Below are 24,376 nucleotides of genomic sequence, written 5' to 3' on the forward strand. Positions count from 1 at the left end.
AAGAGATGGATTTTGATGAGTTTTTAATATCAATTTCAAAAATAAAAAATATACCGCTACCTGCCGAAGCATCTCAGTTTAAAATGGTGCCTCCGTTTCGGCAAGAGCTTTTAAAACAGCAAACAGAGGCTATTAAGAAAGCTAAAAAAGCTGGTGTTTTAGCATTATTTTACCCAGACACCAATAATCAAACCCATTTTGTTTTGATTTTAAGAAAAACTTACAAAGGAGTACATTCTGCCCAAATAGGGTTTCCTGGTGGAAGATTTGAGAAACAAGATACATCCCTTAAAGCAGCAGCCGTTAGGGAAACCTATGAGGAAGTTGGAGTGCCAGTTGAGTACATAGAAGTGTTATGTGCTTTGACAGAAGTGTATATTCCACCAAGTGATTTTTACGTGTACCCTTTTTTAGGGATTAGTAAGGATACCCCAAAGTTTAAAAAACAAGACGAAGAGGTGGAAGCCGTTATAGAGGTGCCCCTCACTCATTTTTTGGATGATAGCAACATTGTTACTAAGCGATTAAAAACATCTTATAGTGTTGAGGTAGAGGTGCCTGCCTTTAAACTCAACAACCATATTGTTTGGGGGGCAACAGCCATGATGCTTAGCGAGATAAAAGACCTGTTAAAAATGACAATTGATAATGGATAATTGACAATTTGCGTTTTCAATTATCCATTATCAATTTTCAATTGCTACATTTGTAGCTGCTAACCAATTTTTTGATGCGTGATTTATGGGATTGTTTAAAAAAAACCCGTTTGGGCATATACTGTTTATAAAAAAGTGGCTGATTCGAATTCTAGGAACATTAACCCATAGACGCTTTCGAGGATTTAATGAGCTACAGATAGACGGCTCAGAAATTATAAAGAACCTTCCCGATACCAATGTACTTTTTATATCAAACCACCAAACGTACTTTGCAGATGTTGTAGCTATGTTCCATGTGTTCAATGCCAGTTTAAGCGGACGCGTAGATTCTATAAAAAATGTAGGCTATCTATGGAATCCCAAACTGAATATTTACTATGTAGCTGCCAAAGAAACCATGAAGGCGGGATTGCTGCCAAAAATATTGGCTTACGTAGGCTCTATTAGCATTGAACGTACTTGGCGATCTGAAGGTAAAGATGTTAACCGACAAGTTAAAATGAGTGATATCTCTAATATAGGTAAAGCTTTGGATGATGGCTGGGTAATTACTTTCCCCCAAGGCACAACCACTCCTTTTAAGCCAATTAGAAAAGGAACTGCGCATATAATTAAGCGTTACAAACCTGTTGTGGTGCCCATTGTTATAGATGGATTTAGGCGTTCGTTTGATAAAAAAGGCATTCGCATAAAAAAGAAAAACATCTTACAGTCTATGGAAATCAAAGCGCCTTTGGACATAGATTATGATAATGAAACTACCGAAGATATTGTTAAGAAAATAGAGTATGCCATCGAACAGCATCCATCTTTCTTGAAAGTGATTTCACAAAAAGAGCTAGAAGTACAGGAGGAATTGAACAAACTCCGGGAGTGGTAATTTTAAGTATTAAATCCGTTAATAACTCCTAATAACTCCCCTTTAAAAATTAGAGCTAAATGTCTATTTTGCACCTCTTAAAATCTAAGAGATAATTAATCTGTGAAAGTCTGTATAGCCGAAAAACCCAGTGTAGCACGTGAAATAGCTGCCGTTTTAGGAGCGAATACCAAGCATGATGGGTATTACGAAGGCAATGGTTATGCAGTAACCTATACGTTTGGGCATTTATGTACTTTAAAAGAACCTAGAGATTACAAACCCCACTGGAAAAGCTGGGATTTGAACAACTTGCCCATGTTGCCCGAAAAATTTGAAACCAAAGTCGTTTCCAATACCGGAATTCAAAAACAATTTAAAATAGTAAAAGGATTGTTTGATAAAGCAGAGCTTGTTATAAACTGTGGCGATGCTGGCCAAGAGGGAGAACTCATACAACGTTGGGTTATGAAAGAAGCCAATTATCATGGAGAGGTAAAGCGATTGTGGATTTCGTCCTTAACAACAGAAGCCATTAAAGAAGGCTTTGAAAACCTAAGACCTGCAGCTAATTACGATAATTTATTTTACGCAGGGTTTTCAAGAGCTATTGGTGATTGGCTTTTGGGTATGAACGCTACACGGTTATATACGTTAAAACATGGTGCTAATAAACAAGTCCTTTCCGTAGGAAGGGTTCAAACACCTACTTTGGCCATGGTGGTTAACCGGTTTAAAGAGATTGAAAATTTTAAACCACAACCGTATTGGGAATTACAAACCTTGTACAGGGATACGCTGTTTAGTTATGAAGAGGGGCGTTTTTTTGAAAAAGAAGCAGGTGAAGTTCTAGCTAATAAGGTTAGGGAAAGTGATTTTAAAATTGATTCTATTACTAAGAAAAAAGGAAAAGAATACGCTCCAAAATTGTTTGATTTAACGGGATTACAAGTCTATTGTAACACCAAGTTTGGGTTTTCGGCAGATGAAACCCTAAAGATTGTACAAAACCTCTATGAACAAAAAGTTGTAACCTACCCCAGAGTAGATACCACATTTTTACCCAATGATATTTATCCTAAAGTATCAGGTATTCTACAAAAACTAACCAACTATGCCAGCTTAACGCAGCCGCTATTGGGAAAGAAGATTAAGAAATCGCCTAAAGTTTTTAATGATAAAAAAGTTACCGATCACCATGCCATTATTCCAACGGGCATGCAGTCCAATTTACATCATAACCATCAGCTTGTATACGATATCATAGTAAAACGCTTTATAGCTGTGTTTTATGAAGATTGTTCCGTTGCCAATACAACCGTAATGGGCAAAGCGGCAGAGGTGTTATTTAAAACCACGGGAAAAGAGATATTAAAAAAAGGCTGGCGCGTTGTTTTTGAAGACCCAAATGGTAAAGAAAAAGAATCTGGTGTGTTGCCAACTTTTGAAAAAGGCGAGAAAGGCCCACATGAACCTTCATTTTTACAGAAAGAAACCAAACCACCCAACCAATTTACAGAAGCTTCTTTGTTAAGGGCTATGGAAACTGCAGGGAAACAAGTGGATGATGAAGACCTTAGGGAGCTTATGAAAGAAAATGGAATTGGACGGCCATCTACCCGGGCAAATATAATAGAGACCCTTTTTAAGCGTAAGTACATTGAGCGAAATAAAAAGCAGGTATTGCCAACCCTTACAGGAATTCAATTAATTGAGACCATTCAAAATGATTTGCTAAAATCGGCAGAATTGACAGGGAGTTGGGAAAAGCACTTAAAAGATATTGAGAAAGGTAAATTTAGTGCTGGGGCTTTTATAAATAATATGAAGCGTATGGTAGACGCTCTGGTTTACGAAGTGCGCAGTGAGACAAAACGTGCTAATATATCGCATGTAGCAACCGAAAAAAAACAAGCTCTAAAAACCAACAAAAGCAAAACCAATGTTACAGCCCATAAATGCCCTAAATGTACGAAAGGGCAGCTTTTAAAGGGAAAAACCGCTTATGGTTGTAGTGCTTACAAGGAGGGGTGTGATTTTATGATGCCTTTTAGTTTTAAGGGAAAGAAAATTTCAGATAAACAATTTATACGCTTGCTCAAAAAAGGATCAACAGTCAACCTAAAAGGTTTTAAGGTTAATGCTACTACAATTGAGGGCTTGGTACGCTTTGATGAAGATTTTAAATTAAAGCTAGAACCCAAACAGGTTAAAGAAATGGAAAAATCGGATTCGCTAACCTGTCCCAAATGTAAAAAAGGAACTGTTGTTAAAGGAAAAACGGCTTATGGTTGCAGTGCATATAAACTAGGTTGCGACTTTAAAGTGTCTTTTGAGACTGTTAGAGCTAAAATAAACGGACAAAAACCAACAAGGGCACTTGTGTACCAAATTTTAAATGAAAGTGCTTAAAACGAACCATAAACATTTTATAATTTACAAACCTTACGGTGTTTTAAGTCAGTTTGCCAGTAATGATAGTAAGCAGCAATCCAAAACTTTTTTGGGTGAGTTGCATGATTTTCCGGAAGGCATTATGCCTATCGGCCGTCTGGATGAAAAATCGGAAGGCTTGTTGTTGCTTACAACAGATGGTAAAATGAGTGATTTTATAAACAGCAAAAAAGTAGAAAAAGAGTACTATGCCTTGTTGGATGGTGTTATTTCAGATACAGCGATCCATCAATTAAAATCGGGAGTTGAAATAGGTTTTAATGGTAAAAAATACCAAACCAAACCATGCCAAGCCTTTAAATTAGAAACGACCCCCAACTTGCCTATGCGTTCTAAAAAAATACGCGATGCCAGGCATGGCCCAACATCTTGGGTATCTATAACCCTGAAGGAAGGTAAGTTTAGGCAAGTGCGTAAAATGACATCAGCAGTAGGCTACCCCACCTTACGATTGGTACGTGTAAGGGTAGGGAGTATCCATTTAAACAATATGCAGGTTGGGGATGTTGTAGAGGTGAAGTGTTTACAGGTTTAATGCTTTTTAAGACTCCAATTGTTTAAGCTCTTTGTAGTTTTTGTTTAATCGCTTTAACAAAATACCATAAACCAGCCAATAAAATACCAGTAAAAGACCAATGGCAGCAGCTAATAGCAATACTACAGTAATGATAAAAACAGCATAAAACTTAAATGTTTCGCCATTAGCAGCGGCACTTTGAACTTTGTTTATGACAATTTGATCTCTGTCAAACTCCAAAAATAAAACAACAATGGTTGAAATCACCGAGTAAATTAAATTAAAGCCCACGTAGTATTTAACCGTTTTACGGGTTTTCAGGATGTTCTCCATAAGCACCTTGGCATTGTCTGTTGCAGAAATGGTTCTGTAGTTCTTGAAAAACAAGTAAAAGAAGTAGGCCAATGTAATGTAACCAATAATAATAAGTGGGGTTAAATAGGCATCTACATCAAGTTCTTCAAAGCGTTTCATACTTTCAGTGTCCTTTAGTAAAAACGATATCAGCGTCCAGAAAGCAAATTCTAGAAGGCTTATGATAAATATCCATTTTACAATGGAAGAGGACTTTCTTAAAATCATCTTATAAATTTCATTATAAGTTAATTTAGGAAACTTGCTATCTTCGTTCTTCCAGTCCTTTTTTAATAAATCTAATTCATCCATAATCTTACGGATTTAAAATGGTTCTTAGCTTGGTTTTAATCCGGTTCATTTTTACACGTGCATTAACCTCGCTAATTCCTAATGTTTCACTAATTTCTCTATAGTCTTTGTCTTCTAAATATAAAAACACCAATGCTTTTTCAATATCATTTAATTGGTGTATAGCTCTGTAAAGAACTTTTAATTGTTGCTCTTCTGTGTCGTCATAAGCTTCAGCTTTTATCTTAAATGATACTCCATCAAAATCTTGGGTGTTTATAGAGCGTTTGGATTTTCTGTAAAGTGTAATGGCGGTATTTAACCCTACCCGATACATCCATGTGCTAAATTTGGCCTCCCCTCTAAATTTTGGATATGCCTTCCATAACTGTATGGTTATCTCTTGAAATAAATCGTTATGTGCATCATAATTATTGGTATACAATCGGCATACTTTGTGTATAATATTTTGATGCTTTTCTAGCAATTCAACAAAACTATGTTCTAGTTCTTTATTCAATTTGATGGTTTAGTTACAAGTAAGTGTCTTTAGTTTGTAAAACGTTACAGATGCACGAAAATAATGTTTTAAAGTATGGATATCAAATAGGGTAGTGGGCTGTTTTTTTCAGGAGCTTATATATGTTTTTTATAGATTAATATTAGAAAAACATATATAAAAACCAGTAAAATGTGGTTATTTAAACTAAAGATTTGGTTTTTTATTATTAATATCTGATTATTAGTGTTTTAAATGTTAACTATAAATAAAATCTATGATGGGTTTTTATACTAAAATCAAGATTTTTTATGACTTAGATATAGCTAATATATAAAAAAAATAATTAGTGAAATAGCCTTGGAAAAACTTGAGATTTACGGGTTGAATTAAGCTTCTTTTTTTAATATAAATTTTTTTATTTAGCGCTTAAAAAAACAAAGTCGGTTGTATGATGTATATTGTAGAAAATAAAATTATGGCATGTTTATTGTTTTTCAAGCTGAACAAACTAAATCTATTTATTATGAAAAAAATCTACTTTTTAAGTTTTATAATAATTGCATTAACACTTTCTTCATGTGGAAGCTCGGGTTATGTATATTTAAATTACCCCCAAGAGCCTGAAGTTTTTTTACCCGAGGGCGCCAACAATATTGTTGTTGTAAATCGTTCTTTGACCAGAGAGGAAGACAAGCAAGCTGAAACCATGGAGGCAATAACTACAGGAGAAATTGCTGGGTCTGATAAAATAGCATCTGACGAAGCCATAAAGGGGGTTTTCGATGGCATACAAAATAAAAGTCATATTAGAATTGTTATGCCCGATACACTTCGTATTTATGGAACAGGTACGCGCCAAACACCCGATAGATTAAATTGGGATAAGGTTATGGCTATATGTAAAGCTGCAGATGCTGATGTACTATTGGTTTTGGAAACATTTGATTCTAATTCTGATTTAATCCGTTCGGCAGTTGTAGAACAAGTGTCCTCAGTTATTACTACAGGTAAGCCAAGTAACCGTCTGCCAATGCAAGCACGTGTTAATGTTAAGAGTTATTGGAGATTATATGATCCATATACTAAAACCATTACCGATCAATATCAGCAAACCTATTTCATGAATTTTGATTTGGTTAATAGCTTACCACCTTTAAATGCACTTCCTGAAACTGCTTATGCAGCTGGATTGGATTATATCAATCGTTTTTTACCAAGTTACTATAGGGTAAAACGCGACATGTACAAAAAAGGAAAAGGGAGTGATAAGCATAGGTTTGCTGCTGGATGGCGTTCTGCCGAAGTGGCTAAATGGCAAGATGCCATAAGTGTATGGAAAGGCATAGTAGAAAATGGCAATCGCAAATCTGCAGGTAGGGCAGCTTTAAACATTGCAGTAAGTTATGAGGTTTTGGGTGATACTGAACTGGCATTACAGTGGGCTCAACGTGCTTACAGAGACTATGGTGACAAACTTAGTCGCGACTATGCTAAGATTTTGCTTAGAAGAAAGCGGTTTGAAATATAAGTTTTTATAAATCAATTTTTAATTATAGTCATTAAAAAACAGTTCATCATTTAAATTATACAGTTCGGTTATTTATAATTTTCCCAATGGTATATCCATTGCAAATTTGTCTCATCAATTAACGGAAAAATTAAATAAAAACCGAGCATGAACAAATTTTTAGCCGCTATTATCTTATTAGTCAGCGTAAAACTATTAGCACAACAAACCGTAAATGGTATTGTGGTTAATGAAAAAAACGTCCCCATAGTAGGAGCCAATATTTATTTAGAGGGGACTTATGATGGAGGAACAAGTGATGAAGAGGGTTTTTTCTCATTTAAAACCAATGAAGTTGGAACAAAAACATTGGTTGTATCATATTTATCCTTTGAAACATTTACCATGTTGGGCGATATCTCATACATGACGGATTTAACTATAAAGCTTCGGGAAGACGTAAGTGCTTTAGATGCAGTGGTTTTATCAGCAGGTACATTTTCAGCAGGAGATAACAGCAAAGTAAATGCATTAAAGCCCCTAGATGTGGTTACTACAGCTAGTGCTTTAGGAGATTTTATTGGTGCACTACAAACCTTGCCAGGAACGACAACAGTTGCTGAAGATGGACGTTTGTTTGTAAGAGGTGGTGATGCAGATGAAACAAAAATATTTATTGATGGCATTCGAGTTTTCACACCCTATACACCAACAACAAATAATACACCAACAAGAGGGCGCTATTCACCATTTTTGTTTGATGATATAACCTTTTCTACAGGTGGATATTCTGCCGAGTTCGGTCAAGCACTATCCAGTGTTCTGTTACTCAATACTATAGATGAACCCGATCAAGAAAAAACAGATATTGGTATTATGAGTTTAGGGGCAACTTTAGGCAATACTCAAAAATGGGAACGTACTTCTTTGAGTTTTAATGCTTCTTATATTAATTTGGAGCCCTACAATGCCATATTTCCTAATAGAAATGACTGGATAAAACCCTATGAAACGTTTTCAGGTGAAACGGTATTTCGAAAAAAAACAGACTCTGGGCTATTTAAGTTATATGGAGCTTTTGATGCCACGCGTTTTGAATTGAATCAAGAAGACATAAATTACAGTGACGATATATATTTTAAGCTCAACAATAAAAACCTATATGTTAATGGTTCCTATAGTGGTGTTTTAAATGATACTTGGACATTTTTTGGAGGTACCAGCTTTACGCATAACGACAATCGTTCCAGAATTATTGATATTGCTAAAGATGAAATTGAAAACGCATGGCATGCTAAATTGAAGTTTAAGAATAGGATAAGCAATCGTTTTAAGCTTTATTTTGGGGCAGAGTGTTTTGCAACACACTTTAAAGAAAACAGCTCAAACATTAATGATGTTGTGTATGATTTTGACGATAATATTTTGGCAGCTTATGCAGAAGCAGATGCATTCATTTCCAACAAAATAGCTTTTAAAACTGGGGTTCGAGCAGAATATAGTGAAATATTCAACGATTATACAATAGCGCCCAGAGTGTCCTTAGCCTATAAAACCTCAGATAAAAGCCAATTATCAATAGCCTATGGTGATTTTTACCAAAACCCATCAAAAATGATTTTGAAATTTGATAATCATCTAAAACCACAAAACACATCACATTATATATTAAACTATCAATATAATGGCGATAGAACATTGTTTAGGATTGAAGGCTATTATAAAGAATACAATGATTTGGTAAAGTATGATGATGCCTATCCAAATGCTAATAGTCGTTTTGATAATGAGGGCTACGGATTTGCAAAAGGAATTGATCTTTTTTGGCGGGATAACAAGACCATTAAAAATTTAGATTACTGGATAAGTTATTCGTTATTGGATAGCCAGAGAGACTATAAAAACTATCCAAACCAAGCACAACCAAATTTTGCCAATACGCATAACCTTTCTATAGTAGGCAAGTATTGGATTGACGATTGGCGCAGCCAAGTCGGTTTTAGTTATGCCTTAGCATCGGGTAGAACATACACCAACCCAAATGTTCAAGGGTTTTTAAATCAAAAAACAAGAGCATATAATAACTTGAGTTTAAACTGGGCATATTTAATTAGTCCACAAAAAATACTTTACGCATCTGTAAACAATGTATTGGGAATTAGGAATATAAATGGTTATCAATACGCTAATAGCCCTGATAATAATGGATATTTTAATAGGAGGGCTTTGTGTCCATCAGCCGATCAATTCTTTTTTATTGGATTCTTCTGGACCATAAGTGATGATAAAAAAACTAATCAATTAGATAATTTATAATAGCAAATATTCCTTATTAAGTTTTTGAATAGTTGGAATATAAGGAAGCGATATCCAAAGTATCTCCAGTTCCTGTGTGTACAACTAAACGATAGCGTAAAACAGTAGGCTGGGAGTTAGATAATGGTACAGGATTAGCACCAGGGTGGGGGTATACAGCGTTTTGCATACTGCCCTTAGATCGTAAAATCCATGGATTTGGAAATCCAGGATTGTTTGGGTGGCAAAGTACACTTATCCCAGCAGGAGCACCATCCTTTCCCAAAGAACCAGAAAAATCCAACCATCCATTGGCTTTTACAGGTAGGTTGTCTGGAGTTACTTCTCCATTGGCTCCAGTAAATGTTATATCATTCACTAGGCGGATTCTTGGTGAAAAACCACCATAGCCTTTAGCATCTTCCGATCCGCCAATACGCATGTTAGGTTCTAAAGCCAACATCGAAATCTCAATATCAATAATTCTATATTGTTTTTTAGACGGGTACACCTTTATTTTGGTCACTTCTTTAACAACTGCTTTTTCGTTTCCATTAGCATCAACCCATTGATGGCTTTTCCATAATACTTCTGCTTGAATGGCCTTAGAGTCATCCAGTGTTTTTAGTTCTTTTACTGCTGTTACGTCCCATTTAAAATCTTTTGTTTCCCATCCGTCACCCAAACGCTTGTTGCCAATATACAACTGGTGCCATGCCCAAAAAATGCCTCTATGGTGCAAATGGTCTTCAGGAAAATCTTCAGTAAGTATTTGGCCGTCTAAACCATAAAGTGGATGAATGTAATTGGCCCGTTTATAGGCCCCATTAAAAGAAGTCTCAGCAATTTGATAGTTAAGTATACTGTCCCGCCCTTCAACAAAAGACGCTATATCATCTTGAATAACAACATTTACATGTTGGGCACATGATATATTGAATAAGCTAAAAATACTGATAAAAGAGAAAAATCGAAGCATAGTTTAGAAAAGTTAAAAGTGAGTATAATATATATAAAAAATACAACTTTAGGCAATGATAAAGAATATTATTAAGGTATAATTTGACGAAATAAAATAAGTTACAGGATTAAAGCGCCTGCTTAAAGACCGCCTAGCAAAAATAATTTTCGAAATTTTGTCATATTTTAAAGTTAAAAACCTGAATACATGTCAGTTATGTGTTAAAAAATATTAAAAAAGATGTCATTTTTACTTAGTGATGGTTTTGGTGCTTTTTTTGAATTATATAAGATGATTATATATAAAAATGAATGTTTAACTTAAATTTTTTAATTATGAACAATGTAGTAACAGTTCCAAAAAATGGAAGTTTAACAACCAATAAAAACAGATTGTCAGGCTTCCCCAATTTATCAACTTGGTTTGAAGATTTTCCACTAGGTGAATTTCCGTCATTATTTTCTTCTAATTTTAACACAGGAATATCGCTTCCAAAAGTAAATATCAAAGAAAATGCCGATGCCTATGAAGTTGAAATGGCTGTGCCCGGATTAAAAAAATCAGATTTTGATATAAATTTAGAGAATAATACACTTTCTATTTCAGCAGAACTTAAAGAAGACAAAGAGGAAAACGATAGTGGTTATACAAGAAGAGAGTTTGGGTATTCATCATTCAAGCGTGCATTTACCTTACCTGAAACTGTTAATGGCGAAAAAATTAGCGCTGCTTATAATGAGGGTATTTTGCATGTGCATATTCCAAAAAAAGAAGAAGCCAAGCAAAAACCACCTAGATCTATTAAAATATCATAGATTTATTAAGATTTCTTGAAAAAGGTAGCTAAATGCTACCTTTTTTTATGGCTTAACATGACAAAAGTCATAGTTGCTTTTTGATGAAAACCATAATTTTAGATATAAAATTTAATTGTCATGTTACTAAAGAAGAACCCAGATATGGAAATTGGCCGAAATAGCAGTATATATTTTGCTATTGGGCTCAATTTAATGTTGTTTTTTTCTTGGCAGGCTTTAGAGTACAAAACGTATGAAAGAGATGAAATAGATATAGGTGTTTTGAATATTGAGGCCGAAGCCGAGGAAGAAATCCCGATAGTTAACATAAACACCCCACCACCACCCCCACCGCCAGTAGCAATTCAAGAATCCATACAAATTGTTGAAGATGTTGAAGAGATTGAAGAAACCGTTATAGAAAGTACAGAGACTGGTCAAGATGATGCTATAGAAGAGCCACAAGTAATAGGTGTGGGAGATGTTAATGTAGAAGAAGTAGAAGAAGAAGTTGAGGTTGCGTTTGCAGTTATAGAAGAGGTGCCTGTGTTTCCAGGCTGTGAAGGTAAATCTAGAGAAGCTACCAAAGCTTGTTTTCAAAGAAAGGTACAGGAACATGTAATAAATAATTTCCATTACCCAGTAGCAGCTTTAGAGCTAGGTATACAAGGACGTGTGTCTGTTGTATTTGTTATAGATTCTAAAGGTGTTACAACCAATGTACGTTCTAGGGGACCTGACAGAATTCTAGAAAAAGAAGCGGAGCGCATTATTAGCTTATTGCCAAAAATGCAACCAGGCAAACAACGGGGGCGCCCCGTTAAGGTTGCCTATGCAGTTCCCATATTCTTTAAGTTTCAAGAAGGATAATGTTTTGAGTTTAGTTATTTATATCGATGAGAAAACCAATGGGCACAATGTTCATTGGTTTTTTTTTATGATTAAAAACTAAAAATAGAATTGCTTCAACATTTCATCCCTAAAAAATAACAATTGGGAACATTGCTTTTTCAAAACTATAGCTTGTAATAGATATTTGTTTTATAATTTAAAAATATAAATACAATGAAACATTTAATCATTATTGCAACCTATTTAGTGTCAGTGGTCGTATCGGCCCAAACAAGCTATGAAACAGGTATGCAGAAAGCTTTTCAGCTTTGGGGAGAAAACAAACCAACAGAAGCATCAAATCTTTTTGAGCGCATTGCGAGTGCCGAACCCGATAATTGGCTTCCTGCTTACTATGCGGCGCAAATAAACATAGTTAAAAGTTTTGGTGAGAAAGATGAAGAAAAGCTTATGGCTCAGCTAAAGAAAGCACAAGACTTAATTAATGATGCCACAGCAATTTCTAAAAACAACCCAGAGATTTTAGTATTACAAGCCCTGTTGCATACAGCATGGGTGGCTTACGATGGGTCAACATATGGAGCGCTTTTGTCTGGTAAAGTCATGGCATTATATGCACAAGCTGAAAGGTTGGCCCCCAACAACCCTCGAGTGGTATATTGTAAAGCAGAATGGAATATGGGAGGGGCTCGCTATTTTGGTCAGGATACCACACCATTTTGTAAAGATTTAGAAACGGCATTAGAACTTTTTGCTAACTTTAAACCAGAAACACCATTTCACCCAAAGTGGGGTAAAGAACGAGCAGAAATGCTATTGCAATCTTGCGGAAAATAAAAAAGAAGCTATCATAAATTATGGCAATGAGAACGTTTAGGAAAAAATTAATAACAACTTTTATACTAGGTGTGATTGTTTTTGCAGTAGGTAATGCACTTGGTGGAGGTTTTAATTTCAATAATCTTAACGAGTTAATACTAAACTTTGCATTGTATCAATTGTATACGTTTGTTTTAAGCTTTTCCAATATGTTTTTCTTCAATTATATGGAACGCATACCATGGAAAAAAGGAAACCAAATAAAACGTATAGTCTTAGGCGTCATAGGTTCAACCATTGTAACATTGGTAGGCCTGTTTATTCTAAGGGCTATAACATCCATTATCTTTAAGGGGCACACACTTTTAGAATTTATAACTAACGAGAAGTTGCAATATTATAAATTCGGACTCTGGATTACATTAGCAATTGTTGCAGTTTTTCATGCCATATACTTTTACAACCGGTATCAACAAAACAGAATAAAAGAGCAAAAAGTTATTGCAGGTACTGCCAGTGCAAAGTTTGATGCTTTAAAAAATCAATTAGATCCGCACTTTTTGTTCAATAGCTTAAATGTGTTGACAAGTTTAATAGAAGAAAACCCAGACAATGCTCAAAAGTTTACTACAGCATTATCTAAAGTGTACCGTTACGTTTTAGAACAAAAAAACAAGGAATTAGTATCGGTAGATGAAGAATTGAGCTTTGCCAAAACATACATGTCGCTTTTAAAAATGCGTTTTGAAGACAGCATTATTTTTAATATTCCAGAAAGAGCAGCAAATCCAGAAAGCAAGGTTGTGCCATTATCTTTACAATTGCTTTTAGAAAATGCCGTCAAACATAATATGGTAACTTCCAATAAACCATTGCATATTAAAATTTATGAATCTGATAATAACTTAGTGGTAGAAAATAATCTACAACCTAAACAAATAGTAAAAAAAAGTAGTGGGGTAGGACTTAGCAATATCATGCAACGTTATGATTTACTAACTAGTAGAAAAATAAATATCCAAAAAGAAGCAAACAGTTTTGCAGTAGCAATACCAATGCTTACAAAACAAATATCAATTATGACAACAGCATCACAATCAAGAATAGATGATAGTTATGTGCGAGCACGTAACCATGTAGAAGAACTTAAAGGGTTTTATTACAGCTTAGTTTCCTATGTGTTGGTTATGCCTTTTCTAATTTTTATCAATTATAAAAGCTTCTGGGATTTTCAATGGTTTTGGTTTCCCTTGTTTGGTTGGGGCTTAGGACTATGTATCCAAGCCTTTAGGGTTTTTGCGGGACACAAATTTCTTGGAAGCAGCTGGGAGAAGCGTAAAATGGAAGAATTTATGAAAGAAGAAGAACAAAAATATTGGAACTAAAAAGATTAGATTATGGAACGTTTACAAACAGATAACCAAAACAAAAGCGCAAATGAATCTTATGATAGAGCAGAGGCCTACCTAAGAGCAGAAAAAAGATTGCAGCAGGTAAAAGGGTTTTATAGGCATGTGTTCTGGTACGTAGTAGTTAATGTCTTTTTAATTGTAATCATGACTGTAAATAAAGAAGCAGGTGACTTCTGGAACTTTGGTACATTTGCTACAGCATTCTTTTGGGGGATTGGTCTAGCTTTTCATGCGCTAAGTGTGTTTGGCAAGAGTTTATTTTTCTCTAAAAAATGGGAAGCTCGTAAAATCAAGGAGTTTATTGAAAAGGAAGAAAACAAAAAACAATGGGAATAGTAGGTCGTTTTTTTTAAAGTTTATCATAGTACCATTATAAGGCAATACAATGAATGTTATTATTATAGAAGATGAAAAACCGTCGGCACGCCGCTTACAGCGTATGTTGCAAAAACGGGATATACAAGTTACAACATTATTGCACTCTGTTGAAGCATCTTTGGAATGGTTTCAAAATAATGAGCATCCAGATTTAATATTTTTAGACATTCAGCTGAGTGATGGTTTATCATTTGAAGTTTTCGAATCTATAGAAATTAAAAGTGCTGTAATTTTCACTACAGCTTTTGATGAGTATGCTCTGCAAGCATTTAAACTAAATAGTGTTGACTATTTACTAAAACCAATAGATGAAGAGGAGCTGTTTACAGCTGTAAAAAAATATCAGGAACGGATAACGAAGCATCCAGCAGTAACCTTGAATTTCAATGATATAAAAAAGCTGCTAGTTAACCCCATAGACCGTATTTATAAAAAACGTTTTTCGGTAAAAGTAGGACAGCATTTAAAGCTAATCAGCGTAGAGGAAGTAGAATGCTTTTACAGTGAAAATAAAGGCACCTATCTGCACACAACAGATGGTAGAAATTATTTATTGGATACAACACTAGAACAATTGGAAAACGAACTAGAGCCCCAAGCCTTTTTTCGTGTAAATCGTAAGTTTTTTGTGAACATAGATGCCATTAGGGATATGTTAAGCTATACTAACTCACGCTTACAGATAAAATTAAATTCTTATAGCGAAGAAGAAGTTATTGTAGCACGCGAACGTGTTAGAGATTTTAAAACTTGGCTTGAGGCGTAAGCTATAATTGCACTTATGGGTATAATGCAATTGAAAAACCAAACAATTAAAGTAATTTTCATAACTTTATTGAATTAGCTTTTAAACTATTAACAACTAGAACCTATACCAGCAATGAAAAAAGCAAACACCACACTCTTCTTTATACTACTAAGTTTAATTGGGGTTTCCCAACAAGCAAAATGGTATACACAAGGAAATTTTGAGCCAGAGCTTCGCATAGCATATACTGTTGAAAACACATTAGATATAGCTAGAGCGCATTGTCCGGTTATCATTAAAAGAACAGATTTCCCTATGCCAGATGTCCATGAATTATGGATTACAGTTGTAGACCCACAATTAACACCTTCACCCGAACCATCAGCAGAATTACTTGAAAGACAGGGTGGGCATCAACTAAGAGGAGAAGCGAATGGGCATGCCTTATTTCACCAACTTGATGATTTAGACAAAGATGGCATATGGGATGAATTGTTTTTTCAGGTTAATTTAAAAGCTAAAGAAAAAAGAATCATTTATATTTATTTGGGAGAAAACACCAGAGGTTGGAATCCACACCGTACACATGCGAACATTGGGAGTTATTGCAGACACCAAATGCCATTTTGGGAGAGTGAAAATGTTGGTTGGAAAATTTGGTTTGCCAATTGTGTAGACGTTTATGGGAAACGAAAACCCTTGCTTATGTCTAACGACCTTTACATGAAAAATTTGGACGGTTACGGGGTTACCTATGAAAATGAAGATTATGGAAGCGACATACAGGGGGTTGATGCAAGTTTTGGAGGAGGTGCTGTATGCCTGTTTGAGTTTAAAGACCATCCAGAAATAGCCAGTCGTCCACGATTTACCCCAACACAGGATAAAATTGTACCGGGAACCAAGTTTAATGCTGGGCAAATTTCAGATACACGCTATGCCTATGAAGTTGTTACAAATGGCCCCATTAGGTCTACAATAAAAATAAAAACCATGAATTGGGATACAGGTAATGGGTATTACGAATACTATCAATATTATACAGCTTATGCAGGACAAAGCTATTGTACCTCTAAGGTTGTTTACACCAAGTTCTTACCTAAACAAATAGGTGTTTTAATGGGGTGCGGTATTAAAAAGAAACCAGAAGAAAATAACTTTATTCAAAAAGGTGGTATCATTATTACATCTGGCCCAGAGAATGTAAAAGACCCAGAAAACATAGATGATCGTGATGCTTGGTACTTACCGTTCATTGGTACAGGTCTGGTTGTTAAAGATGAGTACCATCCAAAGTATCAGTTTATAAAAGAGCATGATGGTAACCATACTTTTCAAGTACAGTCAGATCAAAATAACACCTATGAGTATATGTTGGTTGCAGGATGGTCTGAAGGCGTTGTGTACAATACAAAAGAAAGTTTCAACGAATATGTTGAAAAATGTGCATTAGAATATAACAATCCTGTAGTTACAAACCTAATCAAAACTGAAAGCAAATAATGTGAATTTCGGGTTGATTTATTTTTGGGCAAGCTTGCGCATTATTACCCATTGTTTAAGCATCATCCTAGCATCTTGAGCTGGATAGCCCAACACGGTTTTTCCAGCCTCAACATCGCCCACAACACCAGAACCAGCACCAACAGTGGCTCCAGAATGAATGGTAGTATGATCTTTAATGGAGGCACTTCCACCTATAATAACGCCGTCACCAAGAGTGACTGAGCCAGCAAGGCCACTATGTCCGGCCATGATACAAAAACGTCCCATAATACTATTATGGGCTATTTGTACAAGGTTATCAATTTTACAGCCGTCTCCAATAATTGTAGCACTAAATTTAGCACGATCTACACAAGAATTAGCACCAATTTCAACATAATGTCCAATAACAACATTTCCTATTTGTGGTATTTTTGTAAGACCTCTGCCATCATCACTAGGTCTGTAACCAAAACCATCGGCACCAATACTTACATTGGTGTGAAAAATACAGTAACTACCAATAATGCAGCGTTCTCTAATAACAGAGCCAGACCAAATAACTGTGTTGTTGCCAATAGAGGTTTCATCAAACACACATACGTTGGGGTATAGAATAACATTGTCACCCAAAATAACATTCTTGCCCACATAACAGTGGGCGCCAATTTTACAGCCATTGCCTATGGTTGCTGTTTTATGAATAACCGCTGTTGGATGGATGTCAATATCGAATTCCGGTAAAGGAGGACTAAACATTTCAAGAATTTTTGCCATAGCTAAATCAGCATTCTTTACTTTTATAAGAGCACGGTTTTTCCCTGGTTCTACATCTAGATTATCATTTATAATTGCTGCACAGGCATTTGAATGCTCCCAATATTTTACATATTTGGTACTACCAATAAAGGTAATATGGTTGTTCTTTGCCTGTTGTAATTGTTCAGGACCTTCTATTCGTTCTGTGGTATGACCAATCAATTCACCCTGTAAAACATGGTTAATCTCGTCAATAGTATATAATGTCTTCAAAATTTATAGGGTGTTAGCTGGTTTTAATGAAGTGTTTTGTAAAGCTAGGGAAAAAAAGAGGAAATATAGGGAGAAAGGCAATTATTCTTCTTTAATTCTATTTTCATCAAAAGCAGAAGGCAATAATTTTGGAATAAATTTAACTACCAAAGGCAGTAATATGGCGCCTCCTGGTAACAAAAAGATAGCAAGGCTTGGTATGGATTTAAAAATGTCTAATAATTGTTCCTGCACTTTTTTTTGTTCCTCACTATTTAAGTCCCTTATTGTAGATTGACTGAGCAACACCATAAGCTCTTTACTGTCTTTTAACTCTTGGTATAGGCGCTTGCTGTTTCTGGAGATTAACTTTTTTACCATTTTGCTAGAGTTATTGTAAAAACTCTGGACAATGTTTTTTGAGCTTAAAAGCGCAATCTTTTCCTTGTTTACGTTATAAAAATCATTTACAGCAAGAATGCTTTTAGTAATATAATTTGGGTCAATATCCAAATCGGTGCCCAATTGTATTAAAAAGCGTTCTTCGTTTTCATCAATGGTTCTATCACTCCATGTAGCCATACAGGCCAAATCTAGGATGTAATATTTTTCTAGAGTGCTTTTTATATTTAAAACAGCTTTTTCATAAGAAATATGTTTGTGGCTATGATATCGCAACGAAGCATCTAAAAGTTTAATTAAGCTCTCGTCATATTGATTTTTAATTTCCTTAGAGTTTAAAACGTCTAATGTTATAGTTTCAATAGAGGCCTCTAATTTTTTAATATAATCAATAGAAATAGATTTTCGCCTTAGGTATTCTTGATAAGCTAAGGTATCAACATATAACAAGGCATTAATAATGAAGTAATTAAAGTTCTTGGTTAAAATGTTATCATCAATTTGAATGCGCTTATGGATTATCTTTTCAAGCTGTTCGTTAGATTTTTTACCGCCCATTAAGTCTTGAAAAAAGTTAGTTTTAAGCTCATTGATGTCAGTATAAAAATTAATAACACTTTCTACAAAAGGGGTGTCTGTACTATTGTTATTAGTATAGGTATAGAGAAGTGCTAAGCATAAATTTATTTTGCAAAGTTCACCTTCAGTTAGGTCGTCATTAATTATAATGTTGTAAACAACATTTAAATTACTGCCATAAATAAAGCCACTGGTTCTTAGTGCCTGATAAAAATCTTCTTTTTCATTTTTTAAAAAAGCATCATTCTTAGCGACTTCCAGTAACAATTTTTTTATCCAACCATTAGCCGATGGATTCATATCATGTTCATTTGGTAGGTGTAAATGTAATGCATTCAATATTTATAATGCAAATATTTTCTTTAACAAAACTTTAACAAAACCACTATTTGTGTTTTTCCGTAGGTATGCGTGTAAGTGAAACAAATAATTAACATAAACTTTAAAATTATGAAAAATTACAAGCAAATTTTAGGAATCAGTGCGTTACTAGTAGCTGGTTTAATTTACATCGCTGCAGATCATATTGATGCTCCTGCTGTACAAGGTGGTACAAGCGATATTACAGATTTTTATGCCTTTCAAGGTGAGAACACAAACAACCTGGTTTTTGTTGCTAATGTACAAGGGCTGTTAAGTCCATCAAGTACTGCAGATGCCATGTTTGATGAAAGTGTAATGATTGAATTCAATATTGATAACACTGGAGACAATGTTGAAGATTTAGTAATTCAAGCAATACCAAGAGATGGTAAAATGTTTGTAATAGGGCCTAAAAACCCGGGACAAACAGGACTTAACAGTGTTTTAAATGCCAATGGAGCAAAAGATGCTCTATATGTAGATATTACGCCTTATGGTTCTGAGGCTATTGTAGCTTCTGAAGGTGGCATAAGCATTTTTGCAGGGCCAAGAGACGACCCGTTCTTCATGGATTTTGCTCGATATACTCAAATAATTACTCCAGGAGATAATGATGGTGATGGTATGGAAGAAGGTGCCTTTTTACCAGCAGGAGAAGCCTCAGATACATTTGCGGGTTCTAATGTCATGTCGGTTGTTGTAGAAGTGCCAAAGTCTATGATAGGTGGTACAGGAACAATTAATACCTGGGTAGAATCAAAAAGAAAGCAATAAAAATTTAAAAATTAAATAATCACAATTATGAAAAATATAAAAATAGTATTAAGACTCATTTTAACCTCTGCGTTGCTTTTTAACTGTAACCCAGACGATACCCCAGGAGGGAAAGGTAAATACGAAATCCCAAATTTAGCAGGAACCTATGTTCAAGAAGACCAAATGGGTAGACCTGCAGTAAACACTGTATTTGTTTCATCGGCTAGTAAGGATATGTTTAATGTAACAATTCCTTCAGAACAAGGAGCGGCTTTTCAATCTATGTTTCAAACAAACCTTGAAGCTATAAGTCCAGCTTATGCAAATGAAGGAGATATGAATGCTCTAGGATTAGATGCTGAAACTTTTACAAGTGTTTTAGCAACAGATGTTTTAAATGTATCGTTAGATGCCCCAACAACATTTTATGATGGCACAAACCTTTTAACAGGTAGAGCTTTATCTGATGATGTTATTACTGTAGAGTTGATATTGATCTTTGGTGGTGAAACTGGATTGACAGATCCAGAATATCCAGGATTATCAAATGATAATGTAGATGCAAATGACAAACCTTTTTTAGCCTCATTCCCATATCTGGCTTCTCCTTGGTAGAAGCTCTCTCCTTAACCTTGAAACAAGCAAATTGCTTGCTTGTTTCAAGGTTATTTAAACAAAAGCAAAAAAAACTAAAAAACAAAAACAATGAACCTACGATTATTAACCTTGATATTTTGCATGCTTATAACTTTTATAAGCTGTACAACATCCACAAGAAAAATAACTGATAGCAGCCAATATAATGGTTACTTGGAGTTAACAGACAACAAAGCCTTAAAAGGGACTTTAAAAGATAACGTCTTTTGGAAACAAAAGTTAGAGAAGCACCCAAATCAATTTCCTTATTTAGCAAAAATTGCAGCATCTTATGGGCGTTTGTTTAGCATAACTGGCAGCATAACATACTTAAAAAATGCAGAAAGTGCCTATGTGAAATTGAATGTAGTAACAAATTACGGTAATAGTTCTTATTTAAAGGGATTGGCCGCCAATTACATTTCGCAGCATAAATTTAAAGAGGCCTTAGCGATTTTAACCAAAGCAGAAGCAATAGGTGATAAGCTAGAAGGAACACAAAAAATGTTATTTGATGTACATTTAGAATTAGGGAATTTTGATCTTGCCAAAAATTACCTAGACAAGTTTAGTGACGATGCTGACTTTGATTATTTAATACGTGTCGCAAAATGGTCCGACCACAGGGGCAATTTAGAAGCTGCCATAAAGTATTTAGAAAAGGCCAAAACCAAAGCCGAATTATCTAATACCCCCAACATAAAACAATGGGCTTACACCAATTTAGCTGATTTTTATGGACATAAAGGCGATATAAAAGCATCATACAACTACTATTTAAAAGCATTAGAGCTAAACCCCAATGATGCATATGCCAAAAAAGGGATTGCTTGGATTGTATATTCATATGAAAAAAATCCAGAAGAAGCACTTCGCATATTAAATACAGTTACAAAAACTTACCAGGCTCCAGATTATTATTTGCTTAAGGCTGAAATAGCAGAGTTTAATGGAAATATAGCCATGCATGAAGACCAAATGAAACGCTATGAAAAAGCCGTAAAAAACAAAACCTATGGCGATATGTACAATAAATACAATGCGCTTATTTATGCCGAAGACAAAAAGCAAACAGCATCTGCTTTAAAAATTGCTTATACCGAAATAAAGAACCGTCCAACACCACAGTCGTATGATTTATTGGCATGGACATACTACAACCATGGTGATGTTAAAGAGGCGTTGAAAATTATGGAAAAGCATGTAGTAGGTAAGACCTATGAACCCGATGTGCTTTTTCACTTAGCGCAAATTTATAAAGCCAACGGAAAACTGGAAGAAGCTAAAGATTTGAAGAAAGAATTAAAGGCAAGCCTATTTGAACTAGGTCCTTTAATGGCTCAAAAAGTCGATAATATTTAATTCAAATACAGATGAAACGCTTAAAACAAGCTCTTGTTGCCATGATGGTTATAAATACTGCATACGCACAGCAAATAACAGGTGTGATAGTTAACGAGGCAAATCAGCCTTTGGAAGCTGCCTATATTTATAATTTAAATTCCAAAAGTCATTCGCATTCCTCAGAAAACGGCCTGTTTACATTAAATAATAATGCTGTAGGCGATTCTATAAAAATAGGGCTACTTGGTTTCAAGAACAAGCAAATGGTTTTGAGCGCTTCTAATTTTGATAGCAAGCTAATAATTGTTTTAAAAGAAAAATCATTTCAATTAAAGGAGTTGGTCATTACAGAAACATTAAACCCAGTAAGTACTATCTCAAGGTTAGATTTAAAAACCAATCCAGTGAATTCTTCACAAGAGATTTTACAAAAAATACCCGGGTTGATTATTGGTCAGCATGCTGGAGGAGGAAAAGCAGAACAACTGTTCTTAAGGGGTTTTGATGTAGACCATGGAACCGATGTTGCTATTTCGGTTGATGGTATGCCCGTAAACATGGTATCGCATGCACATGGTCAAGGTTATAGCGATTTGCACTTTGTAATTCCCGAAACCATCAGTAAAATAGACTTTGGTAAAGGTTCCTATTATGCCAGTCATGGCGATTTCACAACTGCAGGCTATGTAGATTTTTCAACTAAAGATTATTTAAAAGAAAGTTCCATAACTGCTTCAGTAGGGCAGTTTAATGCTATGCGAACATTAGGCCTGTTCAATTTGTTGGAAAACACAAAAAAACAGAACGCCTATTTAGCAACTGAATACATAGCAAATGATGGTCCATTTGAGTCGCTCCAAAATTTTAATAGGCTAAATATATTTGGAAAGTATATGGCATTTTCACCACAAAATGATAAAGTGTCCATAACCCTTTCGCATTTTACAAGTAGATGGGACGCTTCGGGGCAAATTCCTGAACGGGAAGTAAACAATGGAAACATCTCACGTTTTGACGCTATAGATAATACTGAAGGCGGTAATACACAGCGTACTAACTTTAATGTGGAGTTTAATAAATACATATCGAACAATACCATTTTAAAAACCAATGCCTTCTATTCACATTATAATTTTGAATTGTATTCTAATTTCACATTCTTTTTAGAGGATCCTGAAAATGGCGATCAAATAAAGCAAAAAGAAGATAGACAGATTTTAGGATTTAATACAGTGGTTACTAAAGAGATTAATATAGGTAGTACAGCTTTAACCTTAAATTCTGGTTTAAGTTTAAGGCATGATATTGTTAGCGATATAGAACTATCCAAAACATTGAACAGAAAAACCATATTACTAAATGTACAATTAGGAGATTTAAACCAAACAACTGTAAGTGCATTTGCGAATGCCTATTTTGACTTTGGAAAATTAAAAATTTCACCTGCTTTGCGGTTAGACTATTTTAAGTTTTTATATAATGACAAACTCCAAACAAATTACCAAACCCAATCTGAAACAAAGACCATTGTTAGTCCAAAGCTCAACTTTTATTACAATGCTTTGTCCAATTGGCAATTGTATTTAAAATCGGGTATTGGGTTTCACTCAAACGACACACGGGTGGTTGTTAGCAGGCAAGGTAAAGATATATTGCCAAGATCTTATGGCTTAGATTTGGGAAGTATGTGGAAACCCGTGCCCGATTTAATTGTTAACACAGCATTATGGTATTTGTTTTTAGAACAGGAATTTGTGTATGTAGGCGATGCTGGTATTGTGGAGCCCAGTGGAAAAACTAAACGATATGGCATAGATTTAGGTTTACGTTATCAATTAAATAAGTGGTTATTTGTAGATAGTGATGCCACATTAACACATGCTAGAAGCACAGAAAATGAAGAAGGAGAAAATTATATTCCACTAGCTCCAGATTTTACAATAGCCGGTGGACTTTCGGTAAATGATTTGCATGGGTTTTCAGGAGGATTTCGTTATCGATATATAGATGACAGGCCAGCTAATGAAACCAATAGTATTGTTGCAGATGGTTATTTTGTAACCGATTTTAATATCAATTATAGTTTTAATGATATAACATTAGGTATTGCCATAGAAAATGTATTTGATGTGGACTGGAATGAAACCCAATTTGCCACAGAATCCAGATTAGACAATGAAGTGCAGCCAGTTGAAGAAATTCATTTTACACCTGGTACGCCGTTTAATATACGAGGTACCATTTCATATAGGTTTTAAAAGCATGCACGAAAGAGAAATATATAAAGGAATAAATGGATTATACCTAGGAATAGAGAACTTATTCCTAGGACTGGATTGCTCATCCCTAAGACTGGGACAGTTATTCTCAGGACAGAGCTACTTATTCCTGGGAC

The 24,376-nt window shown here is 34.9% G+C and carries 20 protein-coding genes and 2 pseudogenes; 17 read left to right on the forward strand and 5 right to left on the reverse strand.

The genetic code is table 11. From position 1 onward, the window contains the following. Positions 1 to 5: 5 nt before the first annotated feature. The 4 genes from AC5SR4_RS11925 (at position 6) to AC5SR4_RS11940 (ending at position 4,507) form a co-directional block, all read left to right on the forward strand. Positions 6 to 656, forward strand: coding sequence for an NUDIX hydrolase (locus tag AC5SR4_RS11925; RefSeq protein ID WP_495356472.1), 651 nt, complete (start codon positions 6 to 8; stop codon positions 654 to 656). An 85-nt stretch (positions 657 to 741) separates the two neighbouring features. Further along, positions 742 to 1,539: a lysophospholipid acyltransferase family protein gene (locus tag AC5SR4_RS11930; protein ID WP_495356473.1), complete on the forward strand. Its 798-nt coding sequence runs from the start codon at positions 742 to 744 to the stop codon at positions 1,537 to 1,539. Positions 1,540 to 1,641: 102 nt separating this feature from the next. Then, on the forward strand, positions 1,642 to 3,930 hold the full coding sequence (locus tag AC5SR4_RS11935) for a type IA DNA topoisomerase (RefSeq protein WP_495356474.1): 2,289 nt from the start codon (positions 1,642 to 1,644) through the stop codon (positions 3,928 to 3,930). After that, positions 3,917 to 4,507 carry a pseudouridine synthase gene (locus tag AC5SR4_RS11940; protein ID WP_495356475.1) on the forward strand — a complete coding sequence of 197 codons (591 nt, stop codon included), beginning with the start codon at positions 3,917 to 3,919 and terminating at the stop codon, positions 4,505 to 4,507. Before AC5SR4_RS11935 ends, AC5SR4_RS11940 begins: the two co-directional genes overlap by 14 nt. Before the next feature lie 6 nt (positions 4,508 to 4,513). Here the strand turns inward: AC5SR4_RS11940 and AC5SR4_RS11945 are convergent, their stop codons facing one another. After that, positions 4,514 to 5,155, reverse strand: coding sequence for a DUF8845 family protein (locus tag AC5SR4_RS11945; RefSeq protein ID WP_495356476.1), 642 nt, complete (start codon positions 5,153 to 5,155; stop codon positions 4,514 to 4,516). 4 nt (positions 5,156 to 5,159) lie between these two features. Next, positions 5,160 to 5,654: an RNA polymerase sigma factor gene (locus tag AC5SR4_RS11950; RefSeq protein WP_495356477.1), complete on the reverse strand. Its 495-nt coding sequence runs from the start codon at positions 5,652 to 5,654 to the stop codon at positions 5,160 to 5,162. 505 nt (positions 5,655 to 6,159) lie between these two features. Between AC5SR4_RS11950 and AC5SR4_RS11955 the strand changes: the two genes are divergently transcribed. Both AC5SR4_RS11955 and AC5SR4_RS11960 read left to right on the forward strand, forming a co-directional pair. Next, the gene (locus AC5SR4_RS11955) at positions 6,160 to 7,164 is read left to right on the forward strand and encodes a DUF6340 family protein (RefSeq protein ID WP_495356478.1); all 1,005 of its coding nucleotides are present in this window, start codon (positions 6,160 to 6,162) and stop codon (positions 7,162 to 7,164) included. 147 nt (positions 7,165 to 7,311) lie between these two features. Beyond that, entirely contained in the window at positions 7,312 to 9,459 is a 2,148-nt protein-coding gene (locus AC5SR4_RS11960; protein WP_495356479.1) for a TonB-dependent receptor, read from the forward strand. 16 nt (positions 9,460 to 9,475) lie between these two features. Here AC5SR4_RS11960 and AC5SR4_RS11965 read toward each other — a convergent pair whose 3' ends face one another. After that, entirely contained in the window at positions 9,476 to 10,417 is a 942-nt protein-coding gene (locus tag AC5SR4_RS11965) for a DUF6807 family protein (protein WP_495356480.1), read from the reverse strand. A 317-nt stretch (positions 10,418 to 10,734) separates the two neighbouring features. Here AC5SR4_RS11965 and AC5SR4_RS11970 point away from each other — a divergent pair, with 317 nt between their 5' ends. The 7 genes from AC5SR4_RS11970 to AC5SR4_RS12000 all read left to right on the forward strand — a co-directional run bounded on the left by AC5SR4_RS11970 (position 10,735) and on the right by AC5SR4_RS12000 (position 16,908). Then, the gene (locus AC5SR4_RS11970) at positions 10,735 to 11,214 is read left to right on the forward strand and encodes an Hsp20/alpha crystallin family protein (protein WP_495356481.1); all 480 of its coding nucleotides are present in this window, start codon (positions 10,735 to 10,737) and stop codon (positions 11,212 to 11,214) included. A 120-nt stretch (positions 11,215 to 11,334) separates the two neighbouring features. Then, positions 11,335 to 12,066 carry an energy transducer TonB gene (locus AC5SR4_RS11975; RefSeq protein WP_495356482.1) on the forward strand — a complete coding sequence of 244 codons (732 nt, stop codon included), beginning with the start codon at positions 11,335 to 11,337 and terminating at the stop codon, positions 12,064 to 12,066. 195 nt (positions 12,067 to 12,261) lie between these two features. Next, entirely contained in the window at positions 12,262 to 12,885 is a 624-nt protein-coding gene (locus tag AC5SR4_RS11980; protein WP_495356483.1) for a hypothetical protein, read from the forward strand. Between the two features lie 26 nt (positions 12,886 to 12,911). After that, complete coding sequence (locus tag AC5SR4_RS11985; RefSeq protein WP_495356484.1) at positions 12,912 to 14,252, forward strand: histidine kinase; 1,341 nt, start codon at positions 12,912 to 12,914, stop codon at positions 14,250 to 14,252. Between the two features lie 12 nt (positions 14,253 to 14,264). Beyond that, entirely contained in the window at positions 14,265 to 14,615 is a 351-nt protein-coding gene (locus tag AC5SR4_RS11990; protein WP_495356485.1) for a 2TM domain-containing protein, read from the forward strand. Positions 14,616 to 14,664: 49 nt separating this feature from the next. Continuing rightward, on the forward strand, positions 14,665 to 15,423 hold the full coding sequence (locus AC5SR4_RS11995) for a LytR/AlgR family response regulator transcription factor (RefSeq protein WP_495356486.1): 759 nt from the start codon (positions 14,665 to 14,667) through the stop codon (positions 15,421 to 15,423). Between the two features lie 114 nt (positions 15,424 to 15,537). Continuing rightward, positions 15,538 to 16,908 (forward strand): DUF4861 family protein, encoded by a 1,371-nt coding sequence (locus tag AC5SR4_RS12000; protein ID WP_495356487.1) that lies wholly within the window; start codon positions 15,538 to 15,540, stop codon positions 16,906 to 16,908. 18 nt (positions 16,909 to 16,926) lie between these two features. On the opposite strand, the gene lpxD is transcribed toward AC5SR4_RS12000, so the two are convergent. Together lpxD and AC5SR4_RS12010 are read right to left on the reverse strand one after the other, a co-directional pair. Beyond that, entirely contained in the window at positions 16,927 to 17,922 is a 996-nt protein-coding gene (gene lpxD, locus AC5SR4_RS12005; protein WP_495356488.1) for a UDP-3-O-(3-hydroxymyristoyl)glucosamine N-acyltransferase, read from the reverse strand. Between the two features lie 81 nt (positions 17,923 to 18,003). Then, on the reverse strand, positions 18,004 to 19,182 hold the full coding sequence (locus AC5SR4_RS12010) for an LETM1-related biofilm-associated protein (RefSeq protein ID WP_495356489.1): 1,179 nt from the start codon (positions 19,180 to 19,182) through the stop codon (positions 18,004 to 18,006). A gap of 150 nt (positions 19,183 to 19,332) precedes the next feature. Between AC5SR4_RS12010 and AC5SR4_RS12015 the strand changes: the two are divergent. The 4 genes and pseudogenes from AC5SR4_RS12015 to AC5SR4_RS12030 form a co-directional block, all read left to right on the forward strand. Further along, a pseudogene (locus tag AC5SR4_RS12015) lies at positions 19,333 to 19,605 on the forward strand (DUF4331 family protein); the annotation flags it as partial. A 33-nt stretch (positions 19,606 to 19,638) separates the two neighbouring features. After that, positions 19,639 to 20,616: pseudogene (locus tag AC5SR4_RS12020) on the forward strand (DUF4331 family protein). Between the two features lie 90 nt (positions 20,617 to 20,706). Beyond that, positions 20,707 to 21,999 (forward strand): tetratricopeptide repeat protein, encoded by a 1,293-nt coding sequence (locus tag AC5SR4_RS12025; protein WP_495356490.1) that lies wholly within the window; start codon positions 20,707 to 20,709, stop codon positions 21,997 to 21,999. An 11-nt stretch (positions 22,000 to 22,010) separates the two neighbouring features. Then, positions 22,011 to 24,239, forward strand: a complete 2,229-nt coding sequence (locus AC5SR4_RS12030) for a TonB-dependent receptor (protein WP_495356491.1) — start codon at positions 22,011 to 22,013, stop codon at positions 24,237 to 24,239. Positions 24,240 to 24,376 lie beyond the last annotated feature (137 nt).

This window comes from Aestuariibaculum scopimerae, assembly GCF_059428085.1.

Coding starts and splice junctions, on each gene's coding strand:
- AC5SR4_RS11925 (WP_495356472.1), top strand. CDS start 6: ATGGATTTTGATGAGTTTTTAATATCAATTTCAAAAATAAAAAATATA.
- AC5SR4_RS11930 (WP_495356473.1), top strand. CDS start 742: ATGGGATTGTTTAAAAAAAACCCGTTTGGGCATATACTGTTTATAAAA.
- AC5SR4_RS11940 (WP_495356475.1), top strand. CDS start 3,917: ATGAAAGTGCTTAAAACGAACCATAAACATTTTATAATTTACAAACCT.
- AC5SR4_RS11945 (WP_495356476.1), bottom strand. CDS start 5,155: ATGGATGAATTAGATTTATTAAAAAAGGACTGGAAGAACGAAGATAGC.
- AC5SR4_RS11955 (WP_495356478.1), top strand. CDS start 6,160: ATGAAAAAAATCTACTTTTTAAGTTTTATAATAATTGCATTAACACTT.
- AC5SR4_RS11960 (WP_495356479.1), top strand. CDS start 7,312: ATGAACAAATTTTTAGCCGCTATTATCTTATTAGTCAGCGTAAAACTA.
- AC5SR4_RS11965 (WP_495356480.1), bottom strand. CDS start 10,417: ATGCTTCGATTTTTCTCTTTTATCAGTATTTTTAGCTTATTCAATATA.
- AC5SR4_RS11970 (WP_495356481.1), top strand. CDS start 10,735: ATGAACAATGTAGTAACAGTTCCAAAAAATGGAAGTTTAACAACCAAT.
- AC5SR4_RS11975 (WP_495356482.1), top strand. CDS start 11,335: ATGTTACTAAAGAAGAACCCAGATATGGAAATTGGCCGAAATAGCAGT.
- AC5SR4_RS11980 (WP_495356483.1), top strand. CDS start 12,262: ATGAAACATTTAATCATTATTGCAACCTATTTAGTGTCAGTGGTCGTA.
- AC5SR4_RS11985 (WP_495356484.1), top strand. CDS start 12,912: ATGAGAACGTTTAGGAAAAAATTAATAACAACTTTTATACTAGGTGTG.
- AC5SR4_RS11990 (WP_495356485.1), top strand. CDS start 14,265: ATGGAACGTTTACAAACAGATAACCAAAACAAAAGCGCAAATGAATCT.
- AC5SR4_RS11995 (WP_495356486.1), top strand. CDS start 14,665: ATGAATGTTATTATTATAGAAGATGAAAAACCGTCGGCACGCCGCTTA.
- AC5SR4_RS12000 (WP_495356487.1), top strand. CDS start 15,538: ATGAAAAAAGCAAACACCACACTCTTCTTTATACTACTAAGTTTAATT.
- AC5SR4_RS12010 (WP_495356489.1), bottom strand. CDS start 19,182: ATGAATCCATCGGCTAATGGTTGGATAAAAAAATTGTTACTGGAAGTC.
- AC5SR4_RS12025 (WP_495356490.1), top strand. CDS start 20,707: ATGAACCTACGATTATTAACCTTGATATTTTGCATGCTTATAACTTTT.
- AC5SR4_RS12030 (WP_495356491.1), top strand. CDS start 22,011: ATGAAACGCTTAAAACAAGCTCTTGTTGCCATGATGGTTATAAATACT.